We start from the raw sequence: 17,135 nt of genomic DNA on the forward strand, positions 1-17,135 counted from the left end.
ACACAGATATTGAAAGAAGGTGTCATATGGATTTCCGGAGCGAGCTGAAAAAACGGGTGCTTATCGGGGAGGGAGCCATGGGAACATTGCTGTATTCCCATGGAATTGATCATTGCTATGAGGAGCTTAATTCCACTGACCCAGGAAAAATAGAAACGATTCACAGGGCCTATTTAGAAGCGGGGGCCGATATTCTGCAATCCAATACCTACGGTGCAAACTACCATAAATTGAAGCGGTACGGCCTTGAAGATGAAGTAAGCGCCATTAATCGCAATGGAGTTGCCATCGCAAGGAAGGCCTCGGAAGGAAAAGCGTTTGTTTTTGGAACGATCGGAGCGCTGCGGAGCATAAGGAAAAATGATCTTAGTATGGAGGAGATAAAACGCAGCTTTCGTGAGCAGCTTTACAGTATCCTTATGGAAGGGCCTGATGGTCTGATTCTTGAAACTTTTTATGACCTCGAAGAACTGGAGACCGTGCTGCCGATTGCCAGGAAAGAAACAGATCTTCCTATCATCTCCAATGTGACATTGCATGAAATAGGATACATGCAAAACGGCATTCATTTGAATGAAGCATTCCAAAGAATGGAACAGCTTGGTGCAGATGTTGCAGGCATAAACTGCAGGCTAGGGCCGCATCATATGATCCGCTCCTTAGAAGAAGTTCCCCTAATGAAGAACACGCCGATATCCGTTTATCCAAATGCAAGCCTCCCCGAATATATCGATGGCAGGCTGATATATGAAGCCGTGCCGGAATACTTTGGCTCAAGTGCCTTAAAGCTCAGAGAACAGGGGGCGGCAGTAATCGGCGGCTGCTGTGGAACAACTCCGCTTCATATTGCGGAGGTAAAAAAGAAGCTTGGCACTATCCCTCCTGTTACACAAAAAGAAATTAAGGCCAGAAAAATAGAAATCATCGAGATAATTGATGATAAAACACCCGCACTGCACCAGCTTGCCAAAAGAAAACGGACGGTTCTCGTTGAGCTTGACCCGCCAAAGAAGCTCGGAATTGAACCTTTTATGATGGGAGCTAAAGCACTTTTAGATGCAGGTGCTGATTCCGTAACCCTTGCTGACAACTCGCTCGCAACGCCGAGAATTAGCAATGCAGCTCTTGGCGTAATGCTGAAAAATCAGATGGGGGCCAATCCTTTGATACATCTGACCTGCAGGGACAGAAACCTGATTGGACTGCAGTCTCATTTAATGGGACTTCAGACTCTGGGGCTGAATGAATTGCTTGTTGTGACTGGAGATCCGTCCAAAATTGGCGATTTTCCGGGAGCTACTTCAGTTTATGACCTTTCTTCTTTCGATTTGATCAGCCTCGTCAAGCAGTTTAATGAGGGTTTATCCTTTTCGGGGCAAAGCCTTGGACAGCAATCACATTTTAAAATTGCTGCAGCATTTAACCCCAACGTTAAGTATCTCGACAAAGCTGTACAAAGAATGGAAAAGAAAATTATCTGCGGGGCACAATCCTTCCTGACCCAGCCGATTTATTCCGTAAATCAGATGGAAGAAGTATATGAAGCAACTAAACATCTTGATACACCTGTTTTTGCAGGCATCATGCCGCTGACAAGTGCCAGAAATGCTGAATTTATTCATAATGAAATACCGGGCATTACACTCCCTGATGATGTGCGCCGTGCAATGGCTGCTGCAGGCAGCAATCCGCTGCTTGCCAGGAATGAAGGGATTGCCATTGCAAAAGCTTTGGCAGATGCGGCGATGGAAAAATTTCAAGGGATTTATTTAATTACTCCGTTTATGCGCTATGAAATGACTGTAGTGCTGACTGAATATATCATGAAGACGGATAGTAAGAAATTGGCAGGGGTGACAGCATATGAGTGAAAATCTTCTTGTTAAGCAGATGAAGAAGAAAATATTGATCTTGGACGGTGCAATGGGAACTATGATTCAGGCTAAAAACCTCACCGAAGCTGATTTTGGCGGTGAAGCGTATGATGGATGCAATGAATATCTTTCACTTGCAGCCCCGGAGATTATTTTGTCCATTCATGAAGCTTATTTAAAAGCAGGAGCCGATATTATTGAAACCAATAGTTTTGGAGCTGCGAGCATTGTGCTGGAGGAATATGGACTCGAAAGCATGGCATATGAACTGAATAAAGCTTCTGCAAGGCTGGCAAGAGCAGCATGTGATAAATTTTCAACAGTCAGCTGGCCTAGGTTTGCGGCAGGCTCGATGGGCCCGACCACCAAAACCATTTCCGTTACAGGAGGGGCGGATTTTGATGAATTATCTTCCTCTTATGAAGAGCAGGCAAGAGGTTTGCTGGACGGAGGAGCAGATCTGCTTCTAGTTGAAACCTGTCAGGATATGCTGAATGTTAAGGCCGCTTTTTTAGGAATTAAGTCAGCCTTTAGGAAATCAGGAAGAACGGTGCCGATCATCATTTCTGGAACGATCGAACCGATGGGAACAACGCTCGCCGGGCAATCCATTGAAGCGTTTTATTTATCCTGTGAGCATATGGATCCGCTGGCAGTCGGACTGAATTGTGCAACAGGGCCGGAGTTTATGATTGACCATATCCGCACACTCTCAGGGCTGTCTCACCATGCAGTAAGCTGTTATCCGAATGCCGGGCTGCCGGATGAAGAAGGCCATTATCATGAATCGCCAGTTTCCCTGGCGGAAAAAATGAAGCAATTTGCCCAAAAGGGCTGGGTCAATATTATTGGCGGCTGCTGCGGAACTACACCGGCCCATATTGAGGCCCTGTCTGATGCCTTAAAGGATGTTCTGCCAAGGGAACTGCCAGAAAACACCCACAATCACGCGATTGCAGGCATAGAGCCTCTTATATACGATGAAACGATGAGGCCGCTGTTTGTCGGAGAGAGGACAAATGTAATAGGATCCCGCAAATTCAAAGAGCTGATCCGTGATAAGAAATATGAGCAGGCAGCAGAGGTTGCAAGAGCACAAGTGAAAAAGGGCGCCCATGTGATTGATATCTGCCTCGCAGACCCTGATGGCGACGAATTCGGTGATATGATGGAATTTGTCAGGGAGGCTGTGAAGAAAGTCAAGGTACCATTAGTTATAGATACTACAGATGAAGCCGTGCTTGAGCAGGCATTGAAGAATTCACAGGGGAAAAGCATCATCAATTCAATTAATTTAGAAGATGGTGAAGATCGATTTGAAAGAATCACCCCATACATTCATCAATACGGGGCAGCTGTTGTTGTCGGGACGATTGATGAAAAGGGAATGGCAATTGATGTGAATAGAAAACTTGAAATTGCCGGCAGGTCCATGGATTTGCTTGTTAATAAATATAAAATCAATCCTAAGGATATCATCTTTGACCCGCTCGTTTTTCCCGTCGGGACTGGTGATGAGCAATATCTGGGCTCTTGCTCCGAAACGGTAAAAGGCATCCAGAGCATTAAGGAAAAATATCCGCAATGCCAGACGATCCTGGGCATTTCCAATGTTTCTTTTGGCTTGCCGGCAAGAGGGCGGGAAATTCTTAATGCTGTATTTTTATATCACTGCACAAAAGCAGGGCTGGATTATGCGATTGTCAACACGGAAAAATTAGAGCGTTTTGCTTCTATTCCTAAGGAAGAGGTCCGCCTTGCAGAGGAACTGCTTTTTAATACCACGAAAGAAGCATTAACCGCTTTTACAGAGTTTTACCGCGGAAAGAAAACGGAGAGTAAAGTCAGCGGTGCATCGCTTCCGCTGCATGAAAGGCTTGCAAACTACATTATAGAGGGGACAAAAGAGGGTCTATTGGCAGATCTTGACACCGCCTTGAAAGAGGGCAGAGAGCCGCTTGCCATCATTAATGGCCCGCTGATGGACGGTATGGCTGAAGTCGGCAGGCTTTTCAATGATAACAAGCTGATTGTAGCAGAGGTTCTTCAAAGTGCAGAAGCGATGAAGGCTGCAGTGTCATACTTGGAACCTCTTATGGCTGGGGATACAAGCGCAAAAAAAGGCAAGCTGCTATTGGCAACCGTAAAAGGCGATGTACATGATATCGGGAAAAATTTAGTTGAAATCATCCTCTCGAATAACGGTTTTGAAGTCGTTGATCTGGGAATCAAGGTCCAGACACAGCAGATTATTGAGGCAGTCCGTACCCATAATCCAACGGTTATCGGGCTTTCAGGCCTCCTTGTTAAATCTGCCCAGCAAATGGTGATAACGGCACAGGATTTAAAGCAGGCGGGAGTAAAAGTGCCGATCCTTGTAGGCGGCGCTGCATTATCCCGTAAATTTACAGATTTTAAGATTTCGCCGGAATATGATGGGCCAGTCATATATTCAAAGGATGCCATGGACGGGCTTTCAGCAGCAAATATGCTCCATGATGAAAGCAAGAAGGAGGAATTTCTGCTTAATCTGGATCAAAAAAGAAATAAAGCAGAACAAAATGCAAAAGCCGTTTCTTTGTTAGAAAGGCCGCAGATTGCCAAAAAGGCCGCATTTATTATTTCAAGGGATCTTGATGTAAAAAAACCTGCAGACACCAGGCGGCATGTTTTGAAAAATTACCCTCTGGAATTAGTTTTGCCTTATGTTAATAAACAGATGCTGATAGGGCATCACTTGGGGCTAAAAGGAAAAGTGGATGTACTGCTGCGGGAAGGGAATGAAAAAGCTGCATTTTTAAATGAGCTGACAAATGAACTTGTGGACATGCTAAAAACAAATCCTGAATTTAGCTTAAATGGCGTATATCAGTTTTTCCCTTCCCAAAGCGAAGGAAATAAAATCCTTATCTATAATCCTGAAAATCCGGGGGAAGTGGCAGAAACCTTTGATTTCCCCCGCCAAAACGGGGAAATGGGATTATGCCTTGCCGATTATGTCAAACCAGTAAGTTCTGGCATCATGGATTATACAGGGTTTTTCACTGTATCTGCAGGCAAGGGAATCCGGCTAAAGGCTGAAGAACTAAAAAAAGAAGGAGACTTCTTAAAAAGCCATGCACTGCAGGCACTGGCACTTGAAATGGCTGAAGGGTTTGCTGAAAGGCTTCACCATATCATGAGAAATGACTGGGGAATCAGCGATCATCTGGACATGACCATGAAAGAAAGACTGGCTGCAAAATATATAGGCCAAAGATTCTCTTTTGGATATCCTGCCTGTCCGGATCTTGAGGACCAGGCTAAGCTATTCAGGCTGCTGCAGCCAGAGGAAATTGGCATAACACTTACAGAAGGCTATATGATGGAGCCTGAGGCATCGGTTTCTGCAGTTGTATTTTCACATCCGCAGGCAAGGTATTTTGATGCAAACAGGGTGGATACCTAAAATGAAGTAACACCCCGGACATGGAGAATACCTGATTTTTTGCTTCTGTGAATGAGTTCCCTCCTGTTGAGCACCTTATGAATAACAAGGGGGAACTGTAATGAAAATCGTTCTGTGTTTCATGATGTTATTTATATGTATGCTGGGGGCTGGTCCGGATTCAATTGCAACAGAAAAAATGGCTGAAGGATTTCAAGGCGGGAAAGGTGAAAAACAGCAATGGAAAACTGTGCCTGAGGAGCTGACTCCGCTGGAACTGGCTGACAGAGCCAGCAGAAAAGTGGCCTATCTGACTTTTGATGACGGTCCTTCCACACATACCCTGGATATTTTAGATATACTTGACCGCTATCATATCAAAGGCACTTTTTTTGTAATGGGAAATGAAGAAAAATACGCAGATCAGGGCTATAAAGAAATGATAAGAAGAGGCCATACAGTGGCATTGCATTCTTATACCCATGATTATTCAGTAATTTACCGGGATAAGGAGAGATTTTTTCAGGATGTAAACAGGCTGGAGCAGATGCTTCAAAAGAAATACGGAATTACATCCAAGTACATCCGATTCCCCGGAGGAAGCAAAAACAGGTTGATCAGCCAAAATGTCAAAAAGGAAATGATGGATGGCATCCTCCAGGAGCTGAAGGATAAAGGCTATGTGTATTGTGATTGGAATGTTGATTCTACAGATGGCATCAGCCCGGCAATAAGCACAGGAACGATTATCAATTCTGTGCTGAAAGGGGCCCGAAACCAAAAAAAGGCCATTATTCTGCTTCATGATATTAATAGTATGAAAAACACAGTTACAGCCCTCCCAGCCATTATTGAGGGGCTGAAAAGACAGGGATATGAATTCGATATGATTCAGGAAAATGCCCCAATCGTACATTTTCGCTAAAAAAGACAAATTTTACAGTGCCTTAATAAAATGAGAAAAGCCGGAAAACACGCAGAAGGTGTTTTATCCGGCTTTTTCTATTGTTCAAGCGAGCAGGACAGTCTTTGTTTGCGTTTATTCGTCAGATGCAAAAAAATAAAAAATTTGTAGAACAAAGAAAGTTATATTTTGTTATAATGGTTTCGTCAGATGTAAGGGTTTTTATGATATTTTCTTCCAGACCCTGAATTATTTGCTTGAAGAAAAAAAATGTCGAAACAGCGAAAAATGGCCTAATTCAGAAAAAAATTAAGTAAAAGCTTTAAAATACTGAATAAAGCAGAATATTTTCTTGGAATTTGCTGATCAATGCGAGGAATCTCTTTGGAAATTTCATTGAAAACATGGTAATATAACATCTGAAAACGTTTTATCCTTTGAATATTATAAATTTATCGCAAATTAACTATTTTTATATATTTATTAAAAATAGACAAACAGCAAATATTCTGGGGATGGGTAAAACGGGAACTTAAAATTTTGAAAAAATCTGGGGGTTTACAAGATGGCCAACAAGGATGCTAAGGCATACGATCCATGGAAAGCTTTTTCCGGTCCAAACCTTGGGTACGTCATGGAGCAATACGATTTACTGCAAAGCAATCCGGATGAAGTGGATCCGGAACTGAAAAACTTATTTGAGATTGCTGGTCCGCCGGCATTGGATGCACATGCAGAAGTAATGGCAGAGGCACCGGTTAGGCAAACCATCGAACCAAGCGAGAGTCTATCTATGAAGAAGATCATGTCAGCCGTTAAGCTGGCTGATAATATCCGTACATATGGACATCTAGCGGCCAATATTAATCCTCTGAATGACAAAACATTAGATGCAGAGCAGATCCATTTTGAAAAATATGACTTAACAGCAGATGATCTGAAAAAAATTCCGGCAGACTTCATTTGTGCTGCTTCTCCTGATCATGTGAAGGACGGATACGATGCTGTTCAATATTTGAAAGAACTTTATACAAAAACGATAGCCTTTGAGTTTCAGCATGTTAGCGATCTAGGCGAAAAACAATGGCTTACAGATATGGTTGAAACCGGAAGCATGTTCCCGGAGATTACAAAAGAGAAAAAATCTCTTCTGCTGAAAAGGCTGACTGAAGTAGAAAACTTTGAGAAATTTTTGCACCGTACATATGTCGGCCAAAAACGGTTTTCTATTGAAGGTTTAGATACACTAGTTCCGATTGTCGACGAATTGATTTCCGAAGCAGTCCAGGACGGGGCTTTTAATGTGAATATTGCCATGGCCCACCGCGGACGTTTGAATGTCCTTGCACATGTGCTTGGGAAGCCATATGAAGTGATTTTTTCTGAATTCCAGCACTCTCCAAATAAAGATCTTGTTCCATCTGAGGGATCGATTGGCATCAATTACGGCTGGACTGGCGATGTTAAGTATCACTTAGGCCTTGATAAGCAAATTACAAAGGAAAATACCCAAAAAGCAAGAATTACCTTGGCCAATAACCCGAGCCATCTTGAAGTGGTCAGCCCGATTTCTGTCGGATATTCACGTGCTGCACAGGAAGACAGGACAAAGGCAGGTTATCCTGTTCAGGATATAACGGGTTCGATGGCAATTTTAATACACGGAGATGCAGCTTTCCCTGGTGAAGGCATTGTTCCGGAAACCCTTAATTTAAGCCGTTTGCGGGGTTATCAGACCGGCGGATCCATCCATATCATTGCAAATAATATGATCGGTTTTACCACTGAAAGTGAAGACTCCCGTTCCACAAGATATGCAAGCGATCTTGCTAAAGGATTCGAAGTTCCGATTGTGCATGTGAATGCAGATGACCCTGAGGCATGCCTTGCAGCTGTGGCGCTGGCATATAAATACCGCAAAGAATTTAAAAAGGATTTCTTAATTGATTTAATCGGCTATAGACGCTTTGGCCATAACGAAATGGACGAGCCGCTTGTCACCCAGCCGCAAATGTATGCTCTTATACATCAGCATAAAACCCAGAAAGAAATTTATGGGGAACTTCTCCTGAAAAATAATGAAATTTCTCAGGAAGAAATCGATGACATTGAAAAACAAGTGGATTCGAGGCTGACAGAAGCATATAGCAGGGTATCAGGCGATAAACCGGTGGAAGGTGCAGAATGCAACCCGCCTGAAACGGTTGAACATGGACTTCCAAAAATTGTAACCGCTGTAGCGGAAGTTGAACTTAAAAAAATTAATGAAGAGTTAGTTCAATGGCCGGAAGGGTTTACAGTCAATAAAAAACTGGGACGCATCCTTACCCGCCGCCTTGATTCATTCACTGAAAATGGAAAGATAGACTGGGCCCATGCTGAAACCTTGGCATTCGCCTCCATTTTAAGTGATGGTACGCCAATCAGGCTAACTGGACAGGATTCTGAACGGGGAACATTCGCACAGCGCAACATTGTTCTTCATGATAGCGAGAATGGCCAGACATATTCACCGCTTCACAAACTTGAGTCTGCAAAAGCTTCCTTTGCTGTCCATAACAGCCCGCTCACTGAAACAGCAGTGGTAGGATTTGAGTATGGATACAATGTTTTTGCACCTGAAACACTTGTTCTTTGGGAAGGCCAGTTTGGGGATTTCGCCAATACAGCACAAGTGATGTTTGACCAGTTCATTGCCGCCGGACGTGCTAAATGGGGCCAGAAGTCCGGGCTTGTCATGCTGCTGCCTCACGGATACGAAGGGCAAGGGCCAGAGCATTCAAGTGCGCGCCTGGAGCGCTTCCTTTCTCTTGCAGCTGAAAATAACTGGACTGTTGCAAACTTGAGTTCTGCCGCACAGTATTTCCATATTTTAAGAAGACAAGCCAAGATTCTTGAAATGGATGAAGTAAGGCCGCTGGTACTTATGACACCTAAAAGCCTGCTGAGAAATCAGGTTATGGCATCAGAGGTTTCCGCTTTTACTGAAGGTGAATTCCAGACTTACATTGAACAGCCGGGTCTTGGTGAAAACCCTGATCAAGTAGAAAGAATTGTTTTCTGCACAGGAAAGCTCGCCGTAGAACTTAGCAGCAGAATTTCTTCTGAGGAAAATCTGGATTGGCTTCATGTAATCAGAATCGAAGAAATTTATCCATTCCCATTTGAGGAAATCCAGAAGGTCATGAAAAAATATCCAAACCTGAAGGAAATTATCTGGCTGCAGGAAGAGCCTAAAAACATGGGGGCATGGAACTTTGTTGAACCGAGGCTGAATGCAGCGGCACCTCATGGCCTGAATGTTTCTTATATAGGAAGAAAACGCCGTTCAAGCCCTGCAGAGGGAGATCCGACTGTCCATAAAAAAGAGCAGCAGAGGATTATTACTCAAGCGATTACACGTACAGTAGAGGGGGAAAAGTAAGATGGCTGAAGTCAAAGTACCGGAATTAGCAGAATCAATTACAGAAGGTTCCATTGCACAATGGTTAAAGCAACCGGGAGATACAGTGGAAAAAGGGGATTATATCCTTGAACTTGAAACAGATAAGGTAAATGTGGAAATTATCTCCGATTACTCTGGAACACTAAAAGAGCTTCTTGCAGAAGAAGGCGATACCGTTCAAGTCGGCCAGGCAATTGCTGTAGTAGACGAAAGCGGTTCAAAAGCGGCACCAGCCGAAGCTCCTGCTGAAACTGCAGCTCCTGTCAGCACGGAAGCACCAAAAGCTGCAGAAGCGAAGACAGAGCCTATCACAACTGAACCAAAAGAAGAAACGAAACAAGACCCTGCACAGAGGACAATAGCTTCTCCTGCTGCAAGAAAACTTGCTCGTGAAAAGGGAATTGACTTAAGTGAAGTGGCAGCTGCAGATCCGCTTGGAAGAGTACGGGTCCAGGATGTAGAAGCGGCTGGAAAAGCACCTGTTCAAAAGCAAAGTGCACCGGCACCAAAGGCTGCGCCTGCACCAGCGGCACCATCCCAATCCGATGACCGTGTAGAAGTAATAAAAATGTCCCGCAGACGCCAGACCATTGCTAAGCGACTTGTGGCAGTGCAGCATGAAGCAGCAATGCTTACTACTTTTAACGAGGTTGACATGACAGCAGTCATGGATCTTAGGAAACGCCGTAAAGATGCGTTCGCAAAGCAGCATGATGTTAAGCTGGGCTTTATGTCCTTCTTCACAAAAGCGGTTATCGGCGCACTTAAGAAATACCCTCTTCTTAATGCAGAAATAAATGGCGATGAAATTATCATGAAGAAATTTTATGATATCGGCGTTGCCGTTTCGACAGATGAAGGTCTTGTGGTTCCTGTTGTGCGTGATGCAGACAGAAAAGGCTTTGCCGGAATCGAACAAGCGATTTCTGATCTTGCTGTAAAAGCAAGGAACAATAAGCTGGCACTATCCGATTTGTCTGGCGGCACGTTTACAATCACAAATGGAGGAACATTTGGATCATTATTATCAACACCGATCCTAAATGCTCCGCAAGTGGGTATCCTCGGAATGCACAAAATCCAGGTTAGGCCGGTTGCCATTGATAATGACACAATGGAAAACAGGCCAATGATGTATCTTGCGCTTTCTTATGACCACAGAATTGTAGACGGTAAAGAAGCGGTTGGCTTCCTTGTCACAGTCAAAGAACTTTTAGAAGATCCTGAACAGCTTTTATTAGAAGGCTGATTACAGAAAAGCCTAACTTATTCCATATTGCTGGAATAAGTTAGGCTTTTTTTCGTTCATGGAAATCTTCTATTCCAAATAGTTTTCAAGTCTTCCAATATGACAATAGATTAAGCTCTTATATGAATCTATATCATCTCAGGAAAGAGAGGACATCCAAAAATACTTAATTACCACCAGTAAGCAGCTTCGTTATTCACAGCTGATCTGCAAAAGAATCATGCTGTTTGTGGCTGAAAAGGATTGTACCCTTTTTATTTAGGCTCATTTCTTAAAGATTGTTGTTTTTTTAGTTTTTTATGTGAGGCGTTCCCATTGTCAAGTCAGGTTGATTGGAGCGTAAGGTGAGAGACTCCTGCGGGATATGCAGCAGGCCACTGAAAAACTATATGTTTTGGAAAAAAGATGAGTTTATAGGGGATCAAAAATGTTTCCTGACCTTCTTATCGTCGCTTAGAAGCGATTCTAGAGCTTCGTTTTTTGTACATCATTTTTCACTTTTAAAATTCCTGACTTTTTCAGTGGCTTCATATGCTGAACAGGTGAGACCCAAGCAGGCGCAGCCGAGGAGGCTCACCGGCTGCCCCGCGGAAAGCGAGCAGCCTGAAGAGGAAATCAACCACCTTGTTTCCATAGCAGCAACGTTTACAAAAACAGCCTTTATTTAAGCCCTCAGGCCCGGTTAAAGTGGAAGGGAGTGCAGCTGTGAAGCGGAAATTACCAGGAAAATTAGCAGAGGTTTAAAAATCGAACTGAATGAATTTAAATGTTTTTGAATGAATTTAAATGATTTTGAATGTTTTTGATTGTATTTTGTAAGGGCTTCCTTTATTATAAAGATAATAAGAAATGAGGTGGTTCTTTTGCTTACCGCTGAAAGGCACCAAGAGATAATGGCACTCCTAAAGATGAATGGAACTGTCAAGCTGCAGGAGCTTGTCGACCACTTGCAAACATCGGAGTCAACAATCAGGAGAGACCTATCGCAGCTCGAAGAAATGAAGCTGCTGAAAAGAGTGCATGGAGGCGCTTCATTGCTTCAAAGAAAAGGACTTGAGCCAAGCATACATGAAAAACAAAATAAATTTACAGCTGAAAAACTGAAAATCGGCCAATTGGCTTCCTCCTTTGTTGAGGAAGGCGATTGCATTTATCTGGATGCCGGAACAACCGTAATGGAAATGATTCCTTTTTTGAAAAGTAAAAATGTAACCGTTCTTACAAATGGAGTGATGCATATTCAGCTCCTGATGGAAAATAAGATAAAGTCACTGATTACCGGTGGAGAAATAAAAGTTTCTACTAGTGCCGTAGTAGGAAGTACGGCAGTGAATTTCATTTCGCAATTCAGGTTTGATAAATGCTTTTTAGGTATTAACGGCATACATCCTGAACTTGGATTTACAACTCCAGACCCGGACGAGGCACTGCTCAAGAAGATGGCGATTTCTGTATCCAATGAAGTGTATATTCTGGCTGACAGCACGAAGCTGAATGAATCGACATTCGCTAAAGTAGCAGATATACATGAAGCAATGGTCATTACAGATGAAAATGATGCAGAGGCTTTGGCCGAGCTTAGGAAAAACCCTAAAGCAAAGGTTGTGACAGCATGATATATACAGTAACCCTTAATCCTTCGATAGATTATATCGTACAAGTGGAACATTTAAAAATCGGCCACTTAAACCGGGTAAACAACGATGTCAGATTTCCGGGAGGCAAAGGTATCAACGTTTCAAGAGTTTTAAAAAGGCTGAATGTTAATAGCATGGCACTTGGCTTCATTGGCGGCTTTACAGGCGAATTTATCTCAGATTTCCTCAGGAAAGAAGATGTTGAAACGGACTTCACAAGGGTTTCCGGAGAATCCCGGATTAACATTAAATTAAAAACAGATACTGAAACCGAAATCAATGGAAACGGACCGGAAATCTCTTCCGAAAATTATCAAGACCTGTTAAATAAAATAAAAAAGCTGAAGGAAAACGATATCCTGGTACTCTCTGGAAGTATTCCTAAAAGCATGCCGGCCGGATTTTATGAACAAGTGACTGAATTTTGCGGAAATAACAATATTAAGGCAGTTGTCGATACAAGCGGGAGTGAACTGCTGAATGCAGTGAAGCACCGGCCTTTCCTGATTAAGCCTAACCATCATGAATTGGGAGAGATTTTTTCTGAAGAAATTGACTCCTTCGATAAAGCTGCCTTTTACGGAAAAAAACTTGCACAAGCAGGGGCACAGCATGTTATCGTCTCTATGGCTGGTGAAGGAGCTGTTTTATGCACGGATGGCAAAACATATAAAGCCAATGTTCCAAAAGGGTGTGTAGTGAATTCTACAGGAGCAGGAGATTCCGTGGTTGCCGGATTTATCGGTAAATATGTGACAGCGGGCATGCTTGCTGCCTTCAGATACAGTCTGGCCGCGGGGAGTGCGACTGCCTTTTCTGCGGATCTTTGCAGACAAGGTGATATCGAAAATTTGCTTGGCGACATTGAAATTGAAGAAATGAAGGGTGGTTTACTATGAAAATAACAGACCTTTTACAATATGATACTATTATTCTTGAATTAGCTTCAGAATCCAAAGACAGTGTCATTGACGAATTAGTTGCCAAGCTGGAGGGAGCGGGAAGGCTGCACGATCCCGTTAGCTACAAGGCTGCCATATTGGATAGGGAAAAACAAAGCACAACAGGCATCGGAGAAGGAATTGCCATCCCCCATGCCAAAACTGCAGCGGTAAAAAAGCCAAGCATCTGCTTCGGACGTTCCAGCCGCGGGGTTGAATATGAATCACTGGACGGACAGCCATCACATCTTTTCTTTATGATTGCAGCAAGCGAAGGTGCTGATAACGATCATTTGGAAACGCTGTCAAGACTTTCGTCTCTATTAATGGATGCAGAGTTCCGCGGTAAGCTGCTTAGTGCTTCAAAGGCAGGTGAAATACTTGAGCTGATAGATAAAAAAGAACAAGAAAGCGAAAGTCAGAATGAATCGGAAGAATTTGCTACATCAAGGATGCTGCTTGCCGTTACCGCTTGTCCGACAGGCATTGCCCACACTTACATGGCAGCTGATGCTTTAAAGGCGAAAGCAAAAGAGTTGGGTGTGAACATTAAGGTAGAGACAAATGGTTCCACCGGGATAAAAAATAAACTGACTAATGAAGAAATACGGGCGGCTGATGCCATTATCGTTGCTGCCGATAAACAGGTAGAGATGGATCGCTTTGCAGGAAAGCCTGTCATTATTGTTCCTGTCGCACAGGGCATAAGGAAGCCCCAGGAATTGATCCAAAGGGCAATGAAACAGGAGGCACCTATTTATAAGGCGGGGAAAAATACCGCTGGAAGCGGTGAAGATGCCGGTTCAACATCAAAACTGGGGGGATTTTACAAGCATTTAATGAACGGTGTTTCCAATATGCTTCCGTTTGTTGTTGGAGGCGGAATTTTGATAGCCCTTTCATTCTTTTTTGGCATTCATGCCTCAGATCCAAAAGACCCCAGCTATAATCCGATTGCAGGTGCCCTGGGATACATTGGCGGGGGAGATCATGGCGCATTCTTCTTCCTTGTTCCAATTCTTGCCGGGTTCATCGCAAGCAGCATCGCTGACCGGCCAGGGTTTGCACCGGGAATTGTCGGCGGATATCTGGCAGCCCAGGCCCATGCTGGTTTTCTTGGCGGATTGATTGCAGGATTCCTTGCCGGATACGTTGTATTAGGGCTTAAGAAATTATTTGATAAACTGCCGCAGCAGCTTGAAGGAATAAAGCCAGTTCTGCTGTACCCGGTTTTTGGAATCCTGATTACAGGATTAATTATGCTGTACGTGATTAATGACCCGGTAACAGCCATAAATACAGGCTTGACTTCCTGGCTGCAGGGATTATCAGGTGCGAATGCCATTCTGCTCGGCATCATCCTTGGCGGAATGATGGCAGTAGATATGGGTGGTCCGATTAATAAAGCAGCCTTTACATTTGGTATTGCTGCCATCCAGGCAGGAAGCCTTGGGCCTCATGCGGCCGTTATGGCAGGAGGGATGGTTCCTCCACTCGGTATTGCACTCGCTACCACTTTTTTTAAGCATAAATTTACAGAAACAGAACGAAAATCAGGATTTACCAACTATTTCATGGGAATATCCTTTATAACAGAAGGGGCAATTCCTTTCGCAGCTGCTGATCCTCTCAGGGTAATCATCAGCAGTGTAATCGGATCTGCGATTGCCGGTGCCCTTACCATGGTTTTTGGCATCACTCTCCCGGCACCGCACGGAGGAATATTCGTAATCGGCCTCGTCAACCATCCGCTCCTGTATGCAGCAGCGATATTGGCTGGATCTATTGTGACAGCCCTCATTCTCGGGGTCTGGAAAAAACAGAAAATATAATGTTAGTCACGTAAGATGCTCAATAAGCAGGCTTTGTTGAAAAGCCTGCTTTTTTATGGAAAAATACCGGGGGGAATTAGGCCTGCTTACGTCTCACAGCGGAGGGAACAATCTGCAATCATCACTTCATAACAGCCGGAAACATATTGATCTGTTTGGTCCTTCAAGTATGGTAAAATCAATTTACCTGATTTTACCTGAGGTACATATTTTAATGAGTCATAAAGCTAAGCTTCATCCTTAAGCTGACAGGGGATTATGGCAATATGGAAGGAGAGGAAAGGTTTTGGATCTTTTATTCGATCACCTTGTACATTTTATAAAACGCAGCCCTGCTGAGGCAGCTGATAAAATGAAGGAAATTGGCCGCCACGCTGTAATTGGCGGCAAACATGAAAAATGGGGAACCTGGAACAGCCTGATGCATGCCGGCTTGGCTTATATTGAATTTTTGGCTGTGAATGACATAGAGAAGGCTAGGCATGCCGACAATGATCTGATTTCCCTGCTTCTGCAAAATCATCATCATGAAGGCTTCGGTGCCATTTGCTTTCGGACCAAAAATATATCCGCACTCAGGAATGTTCTGCTTCAAAAAGGTATGAATCCCAAAAAGGTGATACATGCCGAACGGCGGCTTGAAGATGGAGCATTGCTGCAATGGAAAATGCTTTTTATCGAACAAAAAGAAGGAGAACTTCCATTGCCGTTTTTCATTGAGTGGGAAGAGGATTCAATCAGACTGAAGAATTTGCTTGATAGGGGTATAATAATCAAAAGCGGAGCGGATGAAGGGATTTCATCTGTATATTTTAGGGTAAAAAATTGTAAGGCAACAGCAGCAAAATGGAGCATGCTCCTTGATGCAAAGATAGAAGAATATTATTTGGATCACACGCTCGATTGTTTCTGCTGTTCTGTCATTGCAGGAGGGACACGTCTTATTTTTGCAGAGCCTGCTGCAAAATGCCAGCAGTCTGCTGACACTGAAGAAACAGATCAGAAGCCATTTAAGGTATGCATAAAAACCATAAATGGAACAGACTTTGTACAAGAAATCATGGGAAGCTGGTATGAGTTTTCCAAAAGGAGAGGATAAGCATGATCAAAAAAATTAGCGTGAGTACAAGGAAAAGAGATGAAATCATAGACCTGACGCCAGAAGTCAGGGAATTCATAAAGGAAACAGGCTTTGAAGAAGGCATAGCAGTTATTTATTCAGCACATACAACCGCCGGAATAACCATAAATGAAAATGCTGACCCTGATGTTAAAACAGATTTTCTGAGAATGCTTGATGAAATTTTCCCGTGGAACCATGAACTCGATTTGCATGCTGAAGGAAATACTGCAGCACATCTAAAAACCTCCTTCACTGGCCCGTCACAGCAGGTAATCGTCCATAAAGGCAATCCCATTCTTGGAACATGGCAGGGGATTTATTTTTGTGAATTTGATGGTCCAAGAGAACGGCAGGTATATATTACATTGTTAGGGAAATAAGGGACATTTGCATGTCTCTTTTTTTGTTTTTGGCTCTTTTCTTAAAGATTGTTGTTTTTTAATGAGTTGTGAGAGGTGATTTCATTTTTAAATGAGGTTGATTGGAGTGCAAGGTGCGAGACTCCTGCGGGATTAGCGGGAAGGTGAGACCCCGCAGGCGAAGCCGAGGAGGCTCATCGCCCGCCCCGCGGAAAGCGAGCATCCTGGAGCGGAAATCAACCCCTTATTCCATAGCAACAAAGTTTACATTATGGAACGGAAATTAAATTAACCACTTTGTTTTTAGCAGCAAAATATAGGAAAGTAGCCTGAAAATATTTAAA

Annotated in this window: 12 protein-coding genes; all 12 read left to right on the top strand. The window is 43.4% G+C overall.

Translation table 11 applies throughout. The features are described 5' to 3' along the window. Positions 1–26: 26 nt before the first annotated feature. Positions 27–1,871 carry a bifunctional homocysteine S-methyltransferase/methylenetetrahydrofolate reductase gene (locus BM126_RS15790; RefSeq protein WP_090990412.1) on the top strand — a complete coding sequence of 615 codons (1,845 nt, stop codon included), beginning with the start codon at positions 27–29 and terminating at the stop codon, positions 1,869–1,871. After that, positions 1,864–5,322, top strand: a complete 3,459-nt coding sequence (gene metH / locus BM126_RS15795) for a methionine synthase (RefSeq protein WP_090990413.1) — start codon at positions 1,864–1,866, stop codon at positions 5,320–5,322. Before BM126_RS15790 ends, metH begins: the two co-directional genes overlap by 8 nt. 100 nt (positions 5,323–5,422) lie before the next feature. After that, the gene (locus BM126_RS15800) at positions 5,423–6,226 is read left to right on the top strand and encodes a polysaccharide deacetylase family protein (RefSeq protein WP_090990414.1); all 804 of its coding nucleotides are present in this window, start codon (positions 5,423–5,425) and stop codon (positions 6,224–6,226) included. A 544-nt stretch (positions 6,227–6,770) separates the two neighbouring features. Next, positions 6,771–9,629 carry a 2-oxoglutarate dehydrogenase E1 component gene (locus BM126_RS15805; RefSeq protein ID WP_090990415.1) on the top strand — a complete coding sequence of 953 codons (2,859 nt, stop codon included), beginning with the start codon at positions 6,771–6,773 and terminating at the stop codon, positions 9,627–9,629. 1 nt (position 9,630) lies between these two features. Then, complete coding sequence (odhB, locus tag BM126_RS15810; protein ID WP_090990416.1) at positions 9,631–10,899, top strand: 2-oxoglutarate dehydrogenase complex dihydrolipoyllysine-residue succinyltransferase; 1,269 nt, start codon at positions 9,631–9,633, stop codon at positions 10,897–10,899. 389 nt (positions 10,900–11,288) lie between these two features. Beyond that, positions 11,289–11,567, top strand: a complete 279-nt coding sequence (locus BM126_RS15815; RefSeq protein WP_141770086.1) for a hypothetical protein — start codon at positions 11,289–11,291, stop codon at positions 11,565–11,567. Positions 11,568–11,753: 186 nt separating this feature from the next. After that, positions 11,754–12,515: a DeoR/GlpR family DNA-binding transcription regulator gene (locus BM126_RS15820; RefSeq protein WP_371261464.1), complete on the top strand. Its 762-nt coding sequence runs from the start codon at positions 11,754–11,756 to the stop codon at positions 12,513–12,515. Beyond that, positions 12,512–13,435 carry a 1-phosphofructokinase gene (gene pfkB / locus BM126_RS15825; protein ID WP_090990419.1) on the top strand — a complete coding sequence of 308 codons (924 nt, stop codon included), beginning with the start codon at positions 12,512–12,514 and terminating at the stop codon, positions 13,433–13,435. The genes BM126_RS15820 and pfkB overlap by 4 nt, the downstream gene beginning before the upstream one ends. Further along, on the top strand, positions 13,432–15,309 hold the full coding sequence (locus BM126_RS15830; protein ID WP_090990420.1) for a PTS fructose transporter subunit IIABC: 1,878 nt from the start codon (positions 13,432–13,434) through the stop codon (positions 15,307–15,309). Before pfkB ends, BM126_RS15830 begins: the two co-directional genes overlap by 4 nt. Positions 15,310–15,364: 55 nt before the next feature. Next, positions 15,365–15,553 carry a hypothetical protein gene (locus BM126_RS15835; RefSeq protein ID WP_090990421.1) on the top strand — a complete coding sequence of 63 codons (189 nt, stop codon included), beginning with the start codon at positions 15,365–15,367 and terminating at the stop codon, positions 15,551–15,553. 42 nt (positions 15,554–15,595) lie between these two features. Then, on the top strand, positions 15,596–16,408 hold the full coding sequence (locus tag BM126_RS15840) for a VOC family protein (protein WP_090990422.1): 813 nt from the start codon (positions 15,596–15,598) through the stop codon (positions 16,406–16,408). A gap of 2 nt (positions 16,409–16,410) precedes the next feature. Further along, a complete protein-coding gene (locus tag BM126_RS15845) occupies positions 16,411–16,812 on the top strand; it encodes a secondary thiamine-phosphate synthase enzyme YjbQ (protein WP_090990423.1) in 402 nt (133 codons plus the stop codon). Positions 16,813–17,135 lie beyond the last annotated feature (323 nt).

The organism is Bacillus sp. OV322 (assembly GCF_900112495.1).
In the GTDB taxonomy this organism is placed as follows: Bacteria; Bacillota; Bacilli; order Bacillales; family DSM-1321; genus Peribacillus.

Bases quoted from the DNA above. Each gene is read 5' to 3' on its own strand.
- BM126_RS15845 (WP_090990423.1), top strand. From the start codon at position 16,411: ATGATCAAAAAAATTAGCGTGAGTACAAGGAAAAGAGATGAAATCATA.
- BM126_RS15805 (WP_090990415.1), top strand. From the start codon at position 6,771: ATGGCCAACAAGGATGCTAAGGCATACGATCCATGGAAAGCTTTTTCC.
- metH (WP_090990413.1), top strand. From the start codon at position 1,864: ATGAGTGAAAATCTTCTTGTTAAGCAGATGAAGAAGAAAATATTGATC.
- BM126_RS15815 (WP_141770086.1), top strand. From the start codon at position 11,289: ATGTTTTGGAAAAAAGATGAGTTTATAGGGGATCAAAAATGTTTCCTG.
- pfkB (WP_090990419.1), top strand. From the start codon at position 12,512: ATGATATATACAGTAACCCTTAATCCTTCGATAGATTATATCGTACAA.
- BM126_RS15800 (WP_090990414.1), top strand. From the start codon at position 5,423: ATGAAAATCGTTCTGTGTTTCATGATGTTATTTATATGTATGCTGGGG.
- BM126_RS15835 (WP_090990421.1), top strand. From the start codon at position 15,365: ATGGAAAAATACCGGGGGGAATTAGGCCTGCTTACGTCTCACAGCGGA.
- BM126_RS15790 (WP_090990412.1), top strand. From the start codon at position 27: ATGGATTTCCGGAGCGAGCTGAAAAAACGGGTGCTTATCGGGGAGGGA.
- BM126_RS15830 (WP_090990420.1), top strand. From the start codon at position 13,432: ATGAAAATAACAGACCTTTTACAATATGATACTATTATTCTTGAATTA.
- odhB (WP_090990416.1), top strand. From the start codon at position 9,631: ATGGCTGAAGTCAAAGTACCGGAATTAGCAGAATCAATTACAGAAGGT.